The sequence below is a fragment of the Streptomyces sp. NPDC046977 genome, assembly GCF_040644455.1.
In the GTDB taxonomy this organism is placed as follows: domain Bacteria; phylum Actinomycetota; class Actinomycetes; order Streptomycetales; family Streptomycetaceae; genus Actinacidiphila.
Genome location: NZ_JBEYWO010000001.1, coordinates 85,755 through 105,561, shown reverse-complemented (window position 1 = coordinate 105,561; position 19,807 = coordinate 85,755). Strand labels below are relative to the sequence as shown.

Here is a 19,807-nt window from a genome sequence, read left to right as displayed (position 1 = left end):
CCGACATGAACGCCCAGGAGGCACCCGCGTGACCGCCGACTTGAGCACCGCTCACACCACAAGCGGCGAGGACGCCCTGTTCCCGCCCGGTGCCCAGATCCTCGTACGGGACGAGGTGTGGCTGGTGCGCAACGCGACACGGACCGAACACGACGGCGCCCGGATCGAGGCGGTCGGCGCCTCAGACTTCGTACGCGACCAGGACGCGGTGTTCTTCACCGGGCTGGACCAGATCGAGCTGCTCGACCCGAGGCGGACCCGCCTGGTGCGGGACGACTCGCCGAACTTTCGCCGCTCACGCCTGTTCCTGGAGGCGGTGCTACGCAAGACGCCACTACCGCAGGCCGAGCGCGGCCTGGCGCTCGCGGACTCCTTCCTCCTGGACTCGCTCCCCTACCAGCAGCGTCCCGCGCAACTCGCCCTGTCCGGCCGCAACCTGCGCCCCCGCATGCTCATCGCGGACGTCGTCGGCCTCGGCAAGACCCTGGAGATCGGCCTCATCCTCGCCGAGTTGATCCGCCGCGGCCGCGGCGAGCGCATCCTCGTCGTCACCCCGCAGCACGTCCTGGAGCAGTTCCAGCACGAGCTGTGGACGCGGTTCGCGATCCCGCTCGTGCGCCTCGACTCGGTGGGCATCGAGCGGATCCAGCGGGAGATCCCCGCCGGCCGCAACCCGTTCACGTACTTCAAGCGCGTCATCGTCTCCATCGACACCCTGAAGAACACCGACCAGTACAAGCACCACCTGGAGCGGATCACCTGGGACGCGGTCGTCATCGACGAGTCGCACAACCTCATCAACAAGGGCTCCCTGCGCAACCAGCTGGCCCGCACGCTGGCCCCGCACACGGACGCCCTCCTGCTGGCCTCCGCGACCCCGCACAACGGTGACGCCCGCTCCTTCGCCGAGCTGATCTCCCTGCTCGACCCGGCCGCGATCCGCGACCCGGAGCACTACCGCGCCGAGGACATCAAGCACCTGTTCATCCGGCGCACCAAGGTCAGCCCCGAGGTGCGGGAGCAGATGAAGGGCCAGTGGGCGGACCGCGGCCCCTCCCGTTCGATCCGGGTGACGGCAACGCCCGCCGAGGAGAAAGTCTTCGAGGAACTGTCCGCGGTCTGGCTCCCGTCCGACGGCTCCAAGTCGGTCAGTGACGTCCCCCTGTTCCCGTACACACTGCTGAAGTCCTTCCTCTCCTCTCACGCGGCGTTGAAGGCCACGGTCACCACACGCATCAAGACGCTGGAGAAGAAGAACACCCCGGAGTCGACGGCCGCCGAACAAGCCGCCCTCCACCGGCTCCTGGAGCTGGCGTCGGGCATGGCGGACACAGACTCGGGCAAGTTCGGGGCCCTGCTGGACCAGCTGCGGGAGATCGGGGTCGGGCCGAAGTCCGACACCCGGGTCGTAGTCTTCTCCGAGCGCGTGCAGACCCTGGAGTGGCTGGCGCGTACCGTGCCGCAGGCCCTCAGCTTCAAGGGGAAGGCCGCCCAGGAGGCGGCCAGGGTCATGCACGGCGGATTGTCGGACGAGCAGCAGATGCAGTGCGTGGAGGACTTCGGCCTCGCGGACACGCCCGTACGCATGCTGTTCACCGGCGACGTCGCCTCCGAGGGCGTCAACCTGCACCGCCAGTGCCACCAGCTCGTCCACTACGACGTGCCCTGGTCGCTCATCCGCATCGAGCAGCGCAACGGCCGCATCGACCGCTACGGGCAGCCTCACCAGCCGCAGTTCCGGGCCCTGATCCTCACCAGCTCCGTCGACGACGCCAAGGACGACACCCTCGTCGCGGAACGCCTTCTGGAGCGCGAGGCGCAGGCCCACCAGGCGCTGGGCACGGCGGAGGCCGTGTCCGGCCTCTACCGGGCCGAGGCCGAGGAAAAGTCCCTCGTCCAGGACCTGCTGCGGGGCCGCACCGTGGACGAGTCCCTGGACACGGACCGCACCTCCGACGCCGGCACCGACGACGGTGTGGACGACTTCCTCGCCGAGTTCTTCGGCGCCGTGAACGAGGAACCTGAGCAGGACACCGCCGCCTCCGACGCGGGCGGCGACGACGGCACCGGGACGGTGCCCCGGGCGCACGTGCCCCGGCTGTTCGCCTCCGCCCGCGAGTTCCTCGACGAGGCGCTGCGCGAGGTATATCCGGATGCCCACGACCGGCTGGACCTGTCCGCCGACCCGGAGACCGGACTGCTCTCCTTCGTCCCGCCCTCCGACCTGGTCCACCGCCTCAAGGCGCTGCCTCCGGAGTACGTGCGTGAGCAGGGACTGCGGGACCGCCTGAAGGTCACTTTCAACTGGCGGCTCGCCGACCACAGCCTGACGCGCGCCCGCGCCTCGGCGACCTCCAGCTGGCCCGACATCTCCCTGCTGACCGACCTGCACCCGGTCATGGAGTGGCTCACGGACAAGGTCCTGGTCCGCCTGGACCGCCAGGAGGCGCCGGTTCTGACCGCCGACGTGTCCCAACCCACCTACCTCGTCCAGGGCATCTACTCCAATGCGCTCGGACGTCCGACCGTCGTCAAGTGGATGGCCGTCACCACGGACGGCGAGGTCGACGACGACATGGTGGCGGTACTGCGCCGCGCCCAGGTCGGCCCGACAATGGCGAACCCGGGCCTCGCCCACGACACGAACCTCCTCGTCGAGGCGATCCCCAGCGTCCTGGACATCGCGGAGGCGTTCCTCGAGCAGCACCGTGAGGCGTGGGACGAACCGCTCAGGGCTCCCATCGAGGAGTACAAGGCTCGTCTGGGCTCCTGGGAGCAGCCGACGCTGACGAGCGGCGGTGCCGCGTCCACCAGCACGCGTGACCGTCTCACCTCCCTTGCGGACTCCCTCCTCACCACCGGCCGCCCGATGCTGCGCGTACTCACCGTCCTGGCCCCCGCCTCCGCCCACGCCGCCTGACCCATCCCATAGAGGTTCACCAAGATGACGTACGACAGCCTGGTCAACCGCGGCGACTACTTCTCCGCGCACTACCTCGCCGAGGTCCTCCCCAAGGACCTCAAGTCCGGTCTGCTCGCCGAATGGAAGCAGCGCGAGGAAGACGCCGCCGGCACCGAGCGGGCCGAGGGCGCCTTGCCGGTCACCCCGCGCGCCGGCCTGCGGGCGCTGCGTCGCCCCTACTTCACGGCCCGCTCGTACTTCACGATGGACGAGGAACGGGCGGCCACCGGCGACGACGCCGTGACGTACGACGCACCCGAATGGCGCGACCGCGTGCATGCCCTCAACGCGGAGGTGCTGCACGCCCTCGGCTTCGACGCCAAGCCCGGCACGCTCACCGTCGTCCGCGCCGACCAGTCCCACGAGGTGACGGTCGCGCACGCGGAGAAGGACCTCGTCGCCCTGGACTGCGGCTGGTCGGCCGAGCCGGACGACGCCCTGGACCCCGATGGCGCGGGCCGCCTCTTGGACGAGGTGCGCCTGGATGGGCAGCACACCGTCGCCACCGGTTCCAAGCTGGCGTCCTTCCTGTTCGCCTGCGAGGACGCACCGCGTTACGTCCTGCTGCTGGTCGGTGGTGTCGTCGTGCTCGCCGACCGCGCGGCGTGGGGCGAGGGCCGCTACTTGGCGGTGTCGCTGGACATGGCGCTGGAGCGCAACGACGTCAAGGCGGGCGGCGAACTCGACACGGTGGCCGCCTTGTTTGGCGCCGACTCACTGCGCACCCCGGAAGAGGGCGGCGAGAACCCCCTCGCCTCGCTCCTCGACAAGTCAACGAAGCACGCGGTGGGCGTCTCCAGTGAACTCCGCGACGGCCTTCGGCTGAGCGTCGAACTGATCGCCAACGAGGTCCTGGACCGCCTGCGCGAGTCCGGCGTCCGCCCGGACCAGGTCAAAGAACTCCCCGAACTGGGAAGTCAGTTGACCCGCGAGTCGCTGCGCTACCTGTACCGCGTCCTGTTCCTGCTCTACGCGGAGGCCCGCCCCGAACTGGGCATCCTGCCCTCGGACTACCCCGAGTACCAGATGGGCTACGGCCTCGGCCGCCTCGGCGAACTGATCGCCGAACGCGACCTCGTCGACGAGAAGTCCCGCAAGGGCTTCTACCTGTACGAGTCCCTGGACCTGCTCTTCCGCAAGGTCCAGGAGGGCCACCGCCCGCGCCGCACCCACGGCGTGGACGCGGAGTCCACTGAGGCCGTGGCCGCGAAGACCTCCGAGGGCATGGGCCTGCGCTTCGAGCCACTGCACTCAAAGCTGTTCGAGCCGGACGCGATCCGGCTGATCGGCCGGGACACCGTGCCAGACCCGCGCGTCGACACGGAGGCCGGCGGCGAGGGCGAGGGGGAGGGTGAGCCGGGTGGGGAGCGCTTCATCGACACCCGCCTGCGCAACGAGACGCTGTACCGGGTGCTGCGCCTGCTGATGCTGACCCGCGGCAAGAGACGCGAGCGCGGCGGCTTCATCTCCTACGCCCAGCTCGGCATCAACCAGCTCGGCGCCGTGTACGAGGGCCTGATGTCCTACTCGGGCTTCGTCGCGGGCGAGGAGCTGTACGAGGTCGCGAAGAACGGCGACCCGAAGGACGGCTCCTGGCTGGTCCCGGCGATGAAGGCCGACGAGTATCCCGACGAGGTGTTCGTCCGGCACAAGGACGAGGACACCGGCGTGGAGGAGCGCGTGCGGTACGCGCCCGGCGCGTTCGTGTACCGCCTGTCGGGGCGCGACCGCCAGACCTCGGCCTCCTATTACACGCCCGAGTCGCTGACCCACGTGACGGTCCAACTGGCCTTGCAGCGTCGCCTAGACCAGGACGACACCATCACCGAGGCACGCGAACTCCTTGAGTGGAAGATCTGCGAGCCGGCGCTCGGCTCGGGCGCGTTCCTAAACGAGGCGATCAACCAGGTCGCAACGGAGTACCTGCGGCGCCGCCAGGACGAGCTGGGCGTCGGCATCGACACGGAGAAGTACGCGGTCGAGCTCCAGAAAACCAAGGCATACATCGCCCTGCACAACTCCTATGGCGTGGACCTCAATAACACGGCAGTGGAGCTGGCGGAGGTGTCGCTGTGGCTGAACACCATGCACCCCGGCATGGAGGCCCCATGGTTCGGCCTGCACCTGCGGCGCGGCAACTCGCTGATCGGCGGTCGTCGGGAGGTCTACTCCGCCGAGCGCCTGAAGAAGGGCGGGTGGCTGGGCACGACTCCGGAGCGCTTCCCGCTGCCGGAGGCGCTGACGGGCGCTCCGCTGCCCGAGGGTGCAGTGCACCACTTCCTACTCCCGGCGAAGGAGTGGGGCGCGGTCGCAGCCGAGAAGGAGGCCAAGGCGCTGGCCCCGAAGGATGCGAAGGCGCTCGCGGCCTGGCGCAAGGCGATCACCAAGTCCCCCAACGCCACGCAGACCAAGCGTCTGCAGGGCCTGGCGAGGCGGGCGGAGTACCTGTGGGGGCTGGTCGTCCGACGGCTGGAGATCTCCGAGCGGGAGATCTCACGGCGGATTGACGTGTGGGGCGCGGAGGAAGGTTGGCTGCGCTCGCCTGAGGTCGCGGTGCCGAGGGAGAAGGTCAAGGCCGACCTGGAAGCGGTCGATACCCCGTACTGGCGCCTGAAGACGCTGATGGACGCGTGGTGCGCGCTGTGGTTCTGGCCGGTGCAGGAGGCTGCGCTGCTGGACGGCTCGCACGAATCGTACGCGCGGGCGGCGGCGGTGGCCTTGCAGTCGGCGGGGTGGGTCGTGTCGGCGACCCCGGTCCCGGCACAGTCGAGCGCGCCCGCACGGGAGACATATGAGAAGGAGGACTTCTTCGGCGGGGTCGAGGTCGTCGAGGTCAAGTCAAAGAGCGTACGGGCCGGTAGCCGCAAGGAACAGATCCGGGGCGAGCGGCGCCCGGTGATCGCGCTGGCCTCGCTAGACGACTGGCTGGATTTCACCGAGTCGCTGCTGGGCACGCAGGACGTACCTGCGGACTCGCTGGTGGCCCAATTCGACACGCTGGACGAACTGGAGCGTTACGAGAACGAGTTGCCCGAGTGGATGGGCATGGAGCGGTTCACCTCGCTGGAGTCGCGGTATCCGTGGGCGGCGGTCGCGCGTGATGTGGCTGAGCGGCAGGGGTTCTTCCACTGGGAGCTGGAGTTCGGGCAGGTCTTCGGTGCGCGGGGCGGGTATGACTTGCAGGTGGGAAATCCGCCTTGGGTGCGGCCGGAGTGGAAAGAAAACCTGGTGCTCGCCGAGGCGGACCCTTGGTTCGCACTGTCAGAAAGGCCCAGCGCAGCCGATTGGCGGCAAAGGCGAGATGAGCTCGTCAGTTCACAAACCAAAACATACTATCTCAGCGAGCTTTCCAAAAATTGCGGCATCGCCACAGTACTCGGCAGCCCAACCACATATCCTGTGCTAGTGAAGACAAAACCGGACCTGTACCGAGCTTTCATGTGTCGCACGTGGAGCCATACCGCTACCGACGGGATGACCGGCCTAATTCACCCAGATACACACTTCAGCGGAGTGAATGAAGGCCCGCTAAGAGAAGCAGCATATGAACACCTGCGCACACATGCACATTTCTCCAACCGACTCCAACTATTTGACGAAGTAGAAGGCACTCGCCAGTTCAGCATAAACATCTACGGCGATAGAAGGAGTCCTCGCTTCGTTCACGCCAGCTGGCTATTCGACCCTACCACTCTGCTCAAATCATTCGAGCACGACGGGAATGGGCCGCTTCCAGGAATAAAACATAATGGAAAGTGGGAGCTTCGACCCCACAAGGACCGGCTTGTAGCAGTGGATTCCGCCCGCCTCGCCGAATGGAACGAACTATCTGGAGAGGAGGACACACCGGGCACGCAGGCCTCGTTGCTTTACCCGGTGACCACCGATGAGCAGGGGGCGATTGCCGCCTTGTCCTACACTACGCCTCGCATGGCATCTCTCGACGCAAGAGTGGCCATCGGGTACTTGGAGGATCAAGCCCGCAAGAATCGTCTGATTACCTGGGAGACCACTGACCCCGAGAGTTGGAATGATGTGATTCTTCAAGGTCCACTGTTCGGCATCGCCACCCCCATGGCAAAGAAGCCAAAGATCCCTTGCAAGACGAATCGCGATTACACAACCTACGAGCTATCTTCCCTCGCAGCCAACGCCATTCCACGCACTAATTACCGTCGCATCAGCTCCATGAGCCTTTTCAGGCAAGCCCAAGAACAATGGGGAGATTGGGGCACATATACGGATTATTATCGCGTCGCATGGCGCGACATGATCCCATTCGACACCGAGCGAAGCCTCTTTCCATCATTGATCCCGCCAGGGCCAGCTCACGTGAATGCGGTCCGCAGTATGCACGTAGAAGACAACAAGACGACAGCGCTCACCGCAGGGTTTTGGGCCGCTCTCCCCATTGACTACCTGCTCCGCATCACGGGTCGCGCGCATATGAGTGTCTCCGAGGTCCGGAAAATGCCTGCCCCTACCCTCAACCACCCTCTCGCTCACCCTCTACTCCTCCGCACCCTCCGCCTCAATGCCCTAACCGAAGCCTACGCTCCCCTTTGGGAGGAATTGTTCCACCCCACCTGGTCCGGCTACGAGAACTGGGCCAACCCCAATTGGCCGAACCTAAAGCCGCTCGCAGCGCACCTCAAACCGACTTGGGAATACGGCACGCCCTTCCGTACGGAATACGGGCGCCGCGCGGCTCTGGTGGAGCTCGACGCCCTCGTATCCGTCTGGCTCGGCATTACTTCTGACCAACTGGTGGCGATCTACAAGTCCCGCTACCCGGTCCTCTCCGACTACGAGTCGAAGATGTATTTCGACGCACAGGGCCGCAAGATCGCTGCGAACCACAACACTTACGGCCACGGCCAAACCAAGGAGGACTACCTCGATCTGATGGTCCACCTAGAGAACCCGGAGACCACCCCGCCCCCGACTGGCTACACCGCCCCCTTCTACAAGGCGGACCGCGAGGCCGAGATGCGTGTCGCTCACACGCACTTCCAAGCTCGCCTTGACAAGGAGATCGCTGCTGGTCGCTGGACTCCATCTGGGGGCCGTGAGGCCTAAGTTCCCTTACTCGTCGCGAGGTCGGCGCTTCCTTTAGAGAAGCGCCGACCTCGCAGGCCGCCGTACGCCTACCCAACGGGCCACGGGACTGGCTCATCGCAGCAGCAACAAGCTCACATCGTCTCACGCAACGCCGACCGCGCCACCGAGCTGACCTTCAGTGCCTCCACCGCCTGCTTCGAGTCCCGCATGTGAACGCAGCATCGGCCACGGCGACCTCGACCAGGTGGGTGCCGTTGTCAGAGTCGGGCGCTATTTTTGAGGCCGATCGGCACGGTGCCTTCGCCGTCTGTCACGGCGCCACACACCGACGGTCCCGGTAACCGACTTGCCTGAAAGGTCCTCGTGAAGCCCACCCTGGCCGCCGCGCAGCTCCGCGGCAGTCTGACGCAGTACCTCACGACGACGTACGCGCTGGCCGACGAGGACACCCGGCTCGCGCTGGAGCGATTCCTCGGGGATCCGGAGACGGGCATATTCCGGGGGCCGTACCTGCGGATCAGGACGCCGTTCCACCCCGCCGCTGACGGGTGGCAGTCAGCGCTCGAGTGGCAGCCGTCGTTCACGCCGTGGCGGCACCAGGCGAAGGCATGGCAACGGCTGAGCACGTACAAGGGTGCGGCCAAGCCGACTCTCGTGACGACCGGCACCGGGTCCGGCAAGACCGAGTCGTTCCTGATCCCCGTGCTCGACCACTGCCGACGGCAGAAAGCGCTGGGTAGGCGCGGGGTGAAGGCCGTGCTGCTGTACCCGATGAACGCGCTCGCCACCGACCAGGCCGGCCGCATCGGCGACTACCTGGCGCAGCCGGAGCTGGCCCAGGTGACGGCCGGCCTTTACATCGGCGACAAGCCGGACACGGACTTCCGGCGGGTGATGACGCGGCGCGAGGAGATGCGCCAGTCGCCCCCGGACGTGCTGATCACCAACTACAAGATGCTGGACCTGCTGCTGCAGCGGGCCGAGGACCGCTCGCTGTGGGAGGGCGCGGACCCGGCGTACGTGGTGCTGGACGAGTTCCACACCTACGACGGCGCTCAGGGCACCGACGTGGCCATGCTGCTGCGGCGGCTGGCGGCCGCCGTGGGCGCCTCGAAGCCGGAGCGGCCGCTCGGTTCGATCTGCCCGGTGGCGACCTCGGCGACCCTCGGTGAGGGCGGGGGCGACGCCAGCGGCATCCTCACCGTCGCCGAGCAGGTGTTCGGCGTTCCGTTCGGGCCCGACTCGGTGATCGGCGAGGAACGGCTGAGCGCCGACGACTTCGTCGGCGACATCGACTACGAGCTGCCCGAGCCTCCCAGCCCCAAGGACGTCATCAACGTCTCAGGCGGGCCGGGCGTGGAGTCCGACCCGGACCGGCTCGACCTGGACGGACTCGCCGAGCGGCTGCTGGGGCGGCGCGGCCTGGACGCCTTCCAGATCGGGAGGCTGCTGAGGAAGCACGACTTCACCCACGGTGTGCTCGCGCTGCTGAACGGCGAGCCGCTCGACGAGTGGGGGCTGCGGGACCGCATGGCCCGCTTCGGGTACGCGTGGGCGCGCACCGCGCGGGAGAACCCGCGGCTCGCGCTGGAGGCGCTGTCGCGGTTCGTGGCGCTGCTGTCGTCCGCGCGGGATCCGGAGTCCGACGAGCGCCGGCCGCGTCCGCTGCTGCACATCGAGGCTCATCTGTGGGTCCGGCCGGTGGGCCGGGTCCTGAGCGGGGTGGGCGCCCGGCCGGAGTTCCGCTGGTACGAGGACGAGCGGACCATCGCACGTCGCTCCGCGCTCACCGCTGCGTCCGCCTCCGAAGACCTGTCCGACAGTGATGAATGGCCGATGGCGGACTCACGGCGCCCGCAGGCGCTGCCGGGTTCGGACACCGTGCAACGACCGGCCCAGGTCCACCTGCCGGCGATCTACTGCCGCGTATGCGGTCGCTCGGGCTGGGCGGCCCTGTCCCCGGAGGCCGATCCGCAGAAGCTGGAGACCAGCCCGCTGCGGATCTGGCAGGCCGCTGTCGGACGTGACAAGCGGCGGCTGCGGTACTTCATCTCGGCGACCCCCGCCGAGGCCCGGGACGCCCTCGCCGCACTCACCGGCGCCGGGCCGAAACAGGCCGACGGTGCCGACCCGCTGTCCGTGACGGTGCTGGACGGTGCGCAGGGCACCTACCGCATGCCCGTGGCCGAGGACGAGGAAGGACTGCAGGACGCGTGGTTCGCGCGAGCCGTCCTGGACAAGAAGACCGCCGACCAGGCCGCCAAGGACGACACCTGTCCGGCATGCAACACCGACAACGGCATCAGGTTCCTCGGCACCGCGCTCGCCGCGCTGGCCTCCGCCACGGTCACCCAGCTGTTCACCGGCGGCCAGGAGATCGCGCTGGCGCCTGAGGAGCGCAAGACGCTGCTGTTCAACGACTCCACCCAGGACGCGGCGCACCGCGCCGGGTACGTGGCCAACGCCTCGTACAAGTTCTCGCTGCGCTCGCTGCTGGCACACCAACTGGACGAGGTCGGCGCACCCCTCCCGCTCAACGACCTCATCGGCAACGTGCTGGACTCCGTGGACGACCCGCAGACGCTGGCCGCGGTCGTCCCGCCGGACCTGCACGACGAACCGGGCGTGGACCGGCTCCTGTCGGGCCGCGGTACCGGTGACGCGCGGACCTGGAAGCTCATCGGGGAACGGCTCGCTTTCGCGACGGTCATGGAGTTCGGGCTGCGTTCGCGGCTCGGGCGCACCCTGGAGCTGACCCGGACCACGGCCGCGGAGGTGGTGGTCGCCGACCCGGACCGGATCGTCGCCCTCGCCCGGGACCTTCACCTCACGCTGCCGGGGCAGTTGGGACTGGACGGCGGGCTGCCCACGCCCGAGCGCTACGCGGCTTTCGTGCGCGGGCTGCTGGAGCGGGTGCGGCTGCGCGGCGGCGTACGGCACCAATGGCTGGACACCTGGATCAAGGAAGCGGGAGTCAACCAGTACCTGATCTCCGGGCAGCGGCCGGAAGGGATGCCCGCCTTCCCCGAGGGGTACGTGGCGCCGCCGCGGTTTCTGCTCGAAGGCCCCAAGGAGAAGACGAAGTTCGACACGATCTCGGGTCGTGGCAACTGGTACCAGGACTGGACGCGGCGCTGCCTCGGCCTGGACCCGGCACAGGCGACGGAGTACCTGCGCCGGCTGCTGCCCGTCCTCGCGGACGAGGGCGTGCTGTCGGTGCGCACCGCCAAGGACCGCATGACCCGCGTCTACGGGCTTCAACCGGGCCACATCCACGTGCGGCTCCTGGCCGACGACCTGGTCAACAAAGCGTTCGTGTCCTGTGAGGAGTGCGGCTGGCAGCAGGTGGTGCCGCCCGAGCGGCGCACCCGCTGGTACGGGCACCCCTGCCCCCGCTGGCGCTGTACCGGCATCCTGACCCCTCCCCAGCACGGCATGTCGTCGACCGGGGCGGGCAGCGGTGGCTTCGGCGGGAAACTGGAGCGTGACTACCGGGCCGACTACTACCGCCGTCTGTATCTGACCGGCGGCACCTACCGCGTCGTCACGGCGGAGCACACCGGCATGCTGACGCGGCCGGAACGGGAACGGGTGGAGCGGACGTTCCGGCAGGGCACCCACTACACCGATCCCAATGTGCTCTCCTGCACGCCCACCCTGGAACTGGGCATCGACATCGGTGACCTGTCGGCAGTGCTGCTCGGCTCGCTGCCGGGCGGCCCGGCGAACTACGTGCAGCGTGCCGGACGTGCGGGACGCAGGACCGGCAACGCCTTGGTGGTCGCCTTCGGCGGGCGCCGGGCCCGCGACCGGTACTACCTGGACGACCCGACAGAGATGATCGCCGGTGACATCGTGCCGCCGGGCTGCTACCTGTCGGCCGTCGAGATCCTGCGCCGCCAGTACACGGCGCACCTGCTGGACCGGGCGGCGCGTGGCGAGCTGACCACCGCGGACGGCGAGTTGCTCATGCCGGTGCCGCGCCTGTCGTCGGCGCTGTTCGGCACGACCGGCTGGTGCCAGGACCTGTCGGACGCGGCGCTCACCCACGGGGCGCGGCTGATGGAGGAGTTCCTGGCGCTGTTCCCCCAGGCGTCCGGGGGCCCCGAGGACGACCGGGGGGTGTCCGCGCACGCGGCGGACGAACTGCGCGCCTATGCCACCGGCGGCATCGCGCGCGCCTTGCAGGAGGCCGAGGAGGAGTGGACGGCGCGCCGTGAGGAGCTGCGCCGCCGTATCGCCGCAATCGACAACGCCGTGGACGGGCTGCTCTCCGAGGACCGCGAACAGGGCGCGGAGCGGCGTGAGCTGATCGCGGAGCGGCGCGCCACGGGCGAGCTGCTGCGCGAGCTGAGCCAGACCAGCGCTCACGGCGCCCTCGTCGAACTGGGCCTGCTGCCCAACTACAGCCTCACCGACACGACGACGTCACTGGAAGCCACGCTCTACTGGAAGGAGGCCTCCGGGGACGACGAAGCCACGGAGGCCGGCCCGGAGGGCGACGACCGGCGCCGGGACTGGGTGTACCGCAGCGAGGTGCGCGACTACGAGCGTTCCCGCAAGTTGGCCCTGACCGAGCTCGCTCCCGGCAACAGCTTCTACGTCAACGGCTACCGGCACGTCGTGCGCGCCCTGGACATCGGCAGCCCCGAACGGCGCGCCTGGGCGGTGTGGCGCCTGTGCCCGGGCTGCGGTTACGCGCGCACCCACGGCGACCCGAAGAACGACACCTCGCCGTGCCCGCGGTGCGGTTCCCGGGAGATCGCCGACGCGGGCTGCGTGCACCACGTGCTGGAGCCCCGGCGGGTGATGTCCCGGGACAAGCGGGACGACGCCCGGGTACGGGACGACCGTGACGAACGGGACCGGAGGCGGTACGCGGTCCTCACCACCGTCGACGTCGATCCGGCGCACCTGGCGGCCGGATCGTGGCGGCACGACACCGCGGTCTTCGGCGCCGACTTCACACGCAAGGCCGTCGTCCGCACGCTGAACCTCGGGGTCGACCGCCAGGACGGCAGCAGCACGGTTCCACTGGCGGGTGACGACGTACGCCTGAACCCGTTCTACGTATGCACCAGTTGCGGTGGGGCGACGGCCGACGGGCGGCCGGTCGTCGACCAGTCGCAGCACGCGCTCACCGCCTCGCTCGCCCGTTCTACCCGTGCGAGCGCCCACCATCAGCTGTGGTGCCCGCGCCGACGGCTGAGCGGCAGCGGGGAGGAGCAGGGCGCCGGAGTGGACGTGCCGCTGCTACTGGCGCACGAACTGACGACGGAGGCAGTCCGCATCCTGTTGCCGGCGTCCGTAGCGCGGGCCAAGGAACGGCTCGCCTCGTTCACCGCGGCCTTGTTCGCGGGCATAGCAGCCCGCTACGGCGGCGACCCCGACCACATCGACATCACCGCCGCCTCCATGCCGGACGGCGAGGACCGCGACTGGCCGCGCCGGTTCCTCGTGGTGTATGACCGGCTGCCCGGCGGCACGGGGTACCTGCACCGCCTGGCGACCTCCGACGGCTTCCGCGAGGTCCTGCTGAAGGCCCGCGAGGTGATCGAGGGCTGCGGCTGTCTGGAGAAGGGACTCGACGGCTGCCACCGCTGCCTGCTGCGCCGGGTACCGCCGGCCGACTACGACAAGGTCAGCCGCAACGAGGTCCGGCAGATGCTGGACGAGCTGCTCGGTGCGGACGGTGAGCGCTGGCGCACCTCTCCCGTCGCCACCACCCAGCACATCCCGATGCACCAGCAGGCCGAGAGCGATCTCGAAGTCCTGTTCATCGACACATTGCGCGAGTGGGCCGGACTTCCGGAGAGCCGTGCGAGCGGTGACGCCTACATCACGCCGGCCGGCACCCACGCGCTCGACCTGCGGTTGACTGCGGCCGACGGCTCCACGCTGAGTTGGCGGGTGTCGCAGCAGCGTGTCCTCGACGGCACCCGCCCCGACGTACTCTTCGAACGGGTCGACGCGCCAGGCCCGCGCCTGGCGGTCTACCTGGACGGCTACGAGTTCCACGCCGGCCCTCAGCACAACCGTGTCGGCGACGACGCCGACAAGCGCACGCGGCTGCGTGCGGAAGGGCTCAGGGTCTTCCAGCTCACCTACGGCGACGTGAAGGAGTGGCAGCGCCGCGTCCGGGACACCGGCTACGCTGGCGCCGGCCCGGCCGACCCGGTGTGGGAACCGTACGAGGACAAGGCCCGCAGCAAGGCCCGCGACTACTACGCCAACGTCTGGGGCGCCCTGCCTGGTGAGCTCGCGGAGACGGTGTGGGTCAACCCGGCCGTGCAGCTCGTGGAATATCTCCGCCGGCCGGACGCCAAGCGCTGGCAGTGGCGGGCGGAGGCCGCCCTCGCTGGCTTCATGGGCACCGGTACCCGCCCCGTCGCACTGTCGCCGAACGTACTCGGCGAGCAGATCACGGCGGCGCTGCGCGGCACAACACCCGCAGGGCCGCGCGGCCCGGTGCAACTGTTCACGGTCACGGACCGGTCGGGGCTGCCTCTGGTCCTCGCCGCGGACGGCCGTACGAAGCCACCTGCGTGGACCGGCATCGTCCTCCTCGACGACGCGCCCGGCGTCCACACCCGGGAGGAGGCGCACAAGCGCCGCTGGCGAGCCTGGCTGTACTGGACCAACCTGCTCCAGTTCCTGGACACCGGCAGTGGTGACGCCGTCCAGCTCACGACCGGCCGCATCGACGGGTTCGCCGTCGAGACCCTGGCCGTCACGGGCGGCAGCGGTGTCCTGGAGAGTGTCCGCGTCACACTCGCCACCGCCGCGACCGCCGACGGCACGCCCACGTCGGCCGAGGCCGTCGCGCCTTCGCCGAAGCCCCCGGCCGCGACGGAGTTGTCCGCGGCGGGCGTCGCCCCGCCCGTCCGGGACGAGGCATGGGACCGGGTTGTCGAATACCTCGACCCGGACGAGCCCGGCCTGCTCGCGCTCGCCGAGGCCCTCGCCACGCGCGGTGTCCCGGTTCCCGAGGACGGCTACGAGCTCGACGAGAACGGCTGGCTGGCCGAATTGGCCTGGCCCACCGCACGCGTCGGTGTCGTCCTCGCCCCTCGCCCGCCGGCGGGCGAGGACGAGGATCCGGAGGCCGGCGACCGCGACCGTGCGTTCGCCGCTGCCGGTTGGGAGGTGCGGCCCGCCGCCCACTGGACCCCGGACGACATCGCGGACCGCCTCGAGGGCGCGCCTCCGTCCGGCGACCGGAAGCATCCAGACCAGCCTGACGGCACCACCACGGAAAACGGGGAGAACGACCAGCCGTGACCGGCCAGAACGTGACGCTGCGCCTGCTCGACAAGGCGGACCGGGAGATCCTCAGGCTCCCCCGTCCCGTCAAGGGCGCGATCTACGACTTCCAGCACAAGTTCAAGACCAACCCCGACTCCGCGGGCCTGCGTCTCAAGCAGCTCCAGGGGCACGACAAGCTGTACTCGGCGCGTGTCAACGACGAGTACCGTGCCCTGCTGCTGCGCCTGGCCGACGACGACTGGTTGATCGTCTCGGTCAAGCACCGCAAGGACGTGTACGCGCATCTGGACCGGCTCACGTACTCGGTCAACCGCGTCACCGGCGGCATCGAGTACGTGGACCTGCAGGTCGTGCAGGAGGAAGTGCTCAGTCCCGCGGCCCCGCGGACCACCACACCCACCGAGCCCGCCGAGCCGGTCGCTCCGGAGCCGCTGTTCGCGAAGTGGTCAGAACAAGAGCTCACCGACCTGGGTGTGGCCCCGTCGCTGATCCCGGTCGTCGCCGCACTGACCACCGTTGACCAGCTCCTCGGACTCGTCGAGTATGCGCCCCAGCTCACCGGCGAGGTGCTGCTGGCGTTGTACGACGGCAAGGCGTACGACGACGTTCTGGAGCAGGTCACCGCTCCTGTCGCGACGCCGGAACCCGTCGACCCCGAGGACTTCCGCGCCGCCATCGAGCGTCCCGCCACCATCGTCACCACGACCGACGACGCGCTGCGCGAGGCGCTGGAGGGCGAGGACTTCGGGCGCTGGAAGGTGTTCCTGCACCCCACCCAGGCCAAGCTCGTCTCGCGGGACTACAGCGGGCCGGCGCGTGTGGGCGGCGGCCCCGGCACCGGTAAGACGATCGTGGCGCTGCACCGGGTCAAGCACCTGGTCGCCCAGCTCCCGGCCGGCCGGACCAAGCCGGTCCTGCTGACCACTTACAACAAGAACCTCGCGGCGGACCTGCGGTCCCGGTTGCTGGCGCTCGGCGGCGAGGCGCTGCTGTCGCGCGTCGAGATCAGTCACGTCGACCAGCTCGCGCTGCGGACCGTCCGGGAGGCGGAACCGGGCAATCGCAAGAGGATCATCGACGAGGCGCAGGCGGTCGGCGAATGGCGCTCGCTCCTGGACGAACTCGGCGAGGACGGCTGGGACGCGGAGTTCCTGAACGACGAATGGACACAGGTCATCCTCGGCCAGGCCGTCACCTCCCGCACGGACTACTTCCGTGCCCGCCGCGCCGGACGAGGAGGCACGGTCACCCGTACCGAACGCGCCGAGATCTGGCAGCTTGCCGAGCGATTCGTCCAGCGCCTGGACCGGCTCGGAGTCCAGACCTGGGACCAGGTCGCGGAGCGGGCGGCTCAACTGGAGGCGGAACGCGCCCGGCGTATCCAGGCCATCGACCGTCAGCGGGAAGAAGCGGGCGGCCTGGACAACATCCACGTGGCCGACGGTTCGGGAGGCTGGCTGCGTTACCGGTACCGGCACATCGTCGTCGACGAGGCTCAGGACCTACGCCCCGCACACTGGAAGATGCTCCGCGCGATGACCGCTCCGGACCGCAACGACCTCTTCCTGGTCGGTGACACCCACCAGCGCATCTACAAGAACCAGGTGACCCTCGGCAGCCTCGGCATCAACATCCGGGGCCGGTCGTCGAAGCTGTCGCTGAGCTACCGCACCACCCGGCAGATCCTGCGCTCCGCGCTGAACGTGCTCGGCGACGAGACGTACGACGACCTCGACGGCAGCACCGAGACGCTGGCCGGGTACCGGTCCGTCCTCAGCGGAGCTCTTCCGGATCTGCACAGGCTGAACGACTGGGAGGACGAGCGAGAGGCGATCGCCGCGCTGATCGAGTCCTGGGGCCAGGTGCCGCACGAGCAGATCGCCATAGCCGTGCCGACCAACCAGATGGCGAGTGAAGCCGCGTCGACGCTGGCTCGGCACGGCATCCGTGCGCTGGAGATCGGCCCGGACGGACCCCGGGGCGACAGCGGCGTCCACATCGGCACGATGTTCCGGTTCAAGGGGCTCGAGTACCAGCGCGTGATCATCGCCGGGGTGACCGACGGGCTGGTGCCACGTGCGAGCGTCCAGCAGCGACGGACCACGGACCCGGCGCGCTACCGGACGGAGATGCAGCGCGCCCGGTCTCTGCTCTTCGTTGCAGCCACGCGCGCACGAGACAGCCTGGATGTCTTCTGGCACGGGGAGCCAAGCCCGTTCCTCAAGGAACTGATCCAGGCCCGGCCGCCGGCTGCGGCATGACCGCCCCTGGAATCGTGCCGCGGTGAACTTCGGCTAACGCAGCACGATCGGCCCTTGGGGCACGAGGAACGGCCGCCGGGGATCCTCCGGCGGCATCCTCCGGGCCGCGAGCGCCGGATCTGGGGCCGGCAGGTACGGGGCGAGGGTCGCGTACACCTCCACCGCACTGCCGGGGCGGTCCTCGGGACGCTTGGAGAGCAGGGCGTGCACCAGCTCCTGAAGCGCGGCCGGGGCATCGGCACCGCAGTCGGCCAACCGGGGAGGGGATGCGGTGAGGTGCTGAGTCACCAACTCGGCAACGCCCTCGCTGGAGAAGAGTGGCCGGCCGGTGAGCATACGGTGCAGCAGGCACCCCAGCGCATAAAGGTCGCTCCGCCCGTCCAACGGCTCCGTGCCGGAGAGGAGTTCGGGCGAGGCATACGACACGTCGCCGAGCCTCTCGCCCGTCATGGTGAGCTGCGGGTCGGTGTTCGAGAGAACCTTCACGAGACCGAAGTCGAGGATCTTGACCAGACCGCTGGTGCGGACCATGACGTTCTCAGGCTTGAGGTCGCGGTGCACCAAGCCGGCCGCGTGCGCGGCGGACAGCCCCGAGCACAGTTGCGCTGCCGTAGAGGCCGCGGCAGACACGGGCAGGCGCCCGCCGTCGGCGCCGTCGATGACGTTGTCGAGGGTTGTCCCGTCGACGAGCTGCATAACCAGGCAGCAAACATCCTCGGTCACGGCCGCGTCGTAAACGGTGGTGATGTTGGCGTGGTCCAGACGAGCGGCGGCCTTGGCCTCCCTTTCGAAGCGCGCCAGGGCGATACGACGCCAGTCGGGCAGGGCCAGCAGATCCGCAGCGACGGTCTTGACCGCGACGGGGCGCTCCAGATACACGTCCGTGCCCTGCCAGACGTGCCCCATCGCTCCTCTGCCCAGAATCCGTTCCAGCCGGTATCTGCTGCGCAGAACCTTGCCCGCAGCGAACTGCTCCACGTTCTCTTCCTCCGGTGAGCCCCAGCGGTATGTCAGTGCAGGGGCTGCCCGGCCAGAGGCCCGCCCTCGACAGCCCGCACGGAACTAGTCAACCAGCCTCGTGCACACACCGGAAAACCCTCAAGGAACACGAAATCCCGCACGGACCACACGAAAGCGACGCCATCTAGCCCGAGCTGAGCCGGCGGGCAGGACCCGCGCAGGACAGTGCCGTGCGCGACTCTTTCTCTGGCGAGGCGGCGGACGACCACCCGCGCCCCAGAGCCATACCCAGCCGTCAGGTCGTAGAGCGGACTGCTCCCCGTGCCTCCGCTGGGGACGGGGAAGTCATCGTCGCGACGGCGCCGGTTGCGACGGTGGCGCGCGTGACACCCGCGATGCGAGAGATCTCGGCCGCAGTCACATGCGCCGCGTCGGGGCGCTGGGCTGACGGCTGTTGGTGCATGGCGTGGGGTCATGCACCTCTCTGGCCAGTCGGAGTGAACAGTAAACGCTCTACAGCGGACGCCAAATCCGTCTAGACGTTTGACAGTGCTTTCACTTTGCTGCTTATCTGGTCTCGCTTCCATTTGGAAGCGGCGGCAACGCCGTGGCTATTGCCGTTCCCCGCTGCGCAGCAGCACACCACCACCCACCGGAGGACCTCAGATGAGCACCCCGACCCCGCAGTCCCCGTTCGGTCAGCCTGCCCAGCCCGCGTGGGGACAGGTCCCGCCGGCGACGCCCCCCGGCATCAAGCCCTCTCGCCGCAAGGCGTGGTTCACCCACGGCGCGGTCGCGGTCGTCGCTCTGGGTGTGGGAGCCGGAATGGGCGGCAGCGGGGAGTCCGGCTCCACGGCGGCGTCCGCGCAGCCCACGCCGACCGTCACCGTCACCAGGACCGCCGAGGCCGCCGCGCCGAAGCCGGCTGTGACGGTCACCGCGAAGGCCCCCGCGAAGCCGAAGCCCACCAAGAAGCCCGCCGCGCCCGCCGCGATCGACGGGGACGGCCAGTACTTGGTGGGCGAGGACATCAAGGCCGGCACCTACAAGACCGCCGGTCCTCAGGACGACGACTTCGGCCTCGGCTGCTACTGGGCCCGGCTCAAGAACGCCTCGGGCGAGTTCGACGCGATCATCGCCAACGACAACATCACCGGGCAGGCGCGTGTGACGGTCCACAAGGGCGAGTACTTCGAGACCAAGGGCTGCAACAAGTGGGAGAAGGTCGGCTGACGCCCAGACGCCTCCGGCTTCGCCGAAATCACGGCGCGGCGGCTGCGTACCTCCCCGGGCGTAT

6 protein-coding genes are annotated in these 19,807 nt (G+C 69.0%); 5 read left to right on the top strand and 1 reads right to left on the bottom strand.

The genetic code is table 11. The annotated features are described in order from the left end of the window. The first annotated feature begins 28 nt into the window (after window positions 1-28). The 4 genes from ABZ883_RS00390 (at window position 29) to ABZ883_RS00375 (ending at window position 17,550) form a co-directional block, all read left to right on the top strand. A complete protein-coding gene (locus ABZ883_RS00390) occupies window positions 29-2,920 on the top strand; it encodes a DEAD/DEAH box helicase (protein WP_360899015.1) in 2,892 nt (963 codons plus the stop codon). Between the two features lie 24 nt (window positions 2,921-2,944). Then, the gene (locus ABZ883_RS00385) at window positions 2,945-8,041 is read left to right on the top strand and encodes a class I SAM-dependent DNA methyltransferase (protein ID WP_360899013.1); all 5,097 of its coding nucleotides are present in this window, start codon (window positions 2,945-2,947) and stop codon (window positions 8,039-8,041) included. 345 nt (window positions 8,042-8,386) lie between these two features. Further along, window positions 8,387-15,304 carry a DEAD/DEAH box helicase gene (locus ABZ883_RS00380; protein ID WP_360899010.1) on the top strand — a complete coding sequence of 2,306 codons (6,918 nt, stop codon included), beginning with the start codon at window positions 8,387-8,389 and terminating at the stop codon, window positions 15,302-15,304. Next, window positions 15,301-17,550 carry a UvrD-helicase domain-containing protein gene (locus tag ABZ883_RS00375; protein WP_360899007.1) on the top strand — a complete coding sequence of 750 codons (2,250 nt, stop codon included), beginning with the start codon at window positions 15,301-15,303 and terminating at the stop codon, window positions 17,548-17,550. The genes ABZ883_RS00380 and ABZ883_RS00375 overlap by 4 nt, the downstream gene beginning before the upstream one ends. A 33-nt stretch (window positions 17,551-17,583) precedes the next feature. Here ABZ883_RS00375 and ABZ883_RS00370 read toward each other — a convergent pair whose 3' ends face one another. Continuing rightward, window positions 17,584-18,528, bottom strand: a complete 945-nt coding sequence (locus ABZ883_RS00370) for a serine/threonine-protein kinase (RefSeq protein WP_360899004.1) — start codon at window positions 18,526-18,528, stop codon at window positions 17,584-17,586. 648 nt (window positions 18,529-19,176) lie between these two features. On the opposite strand from ABZ883_RS00370, the gene ABZ883_RS00365 reads away from it, so the two are divergent. Continuing rightward, window positions 19,177-19,743, top strand: a complete 567-nt coding sequence (locus tag ABZ883_RS00365; RefSeq protein WP_360899001.1) for a hypothetical protein — start codon at window positions 19,177-19,179, stop codon at window positions 19,741-19,743. The last annotated feature ends 64 nt before the right edge of the window (window positions 19,744-19,807 follow it).

Bases quoted from the DNA above. Each gene is read 5' to 3' on its own strand.
- ABZ883_RS00385 (WP_360899013.1), top strand. From the start codon at position 2,945: ATGACGTACGACAGCCTGGTCAACCGCGGCGACTACTTCTCCGCGCAC.
- ABZ883_RS00365 (WP_360899001.1), top strand. From the start codon at position 19,177: ATGAGCACCCCGACCCCGCAGTCCCCGTTCGGTCAGCCTGCCCAGCCC.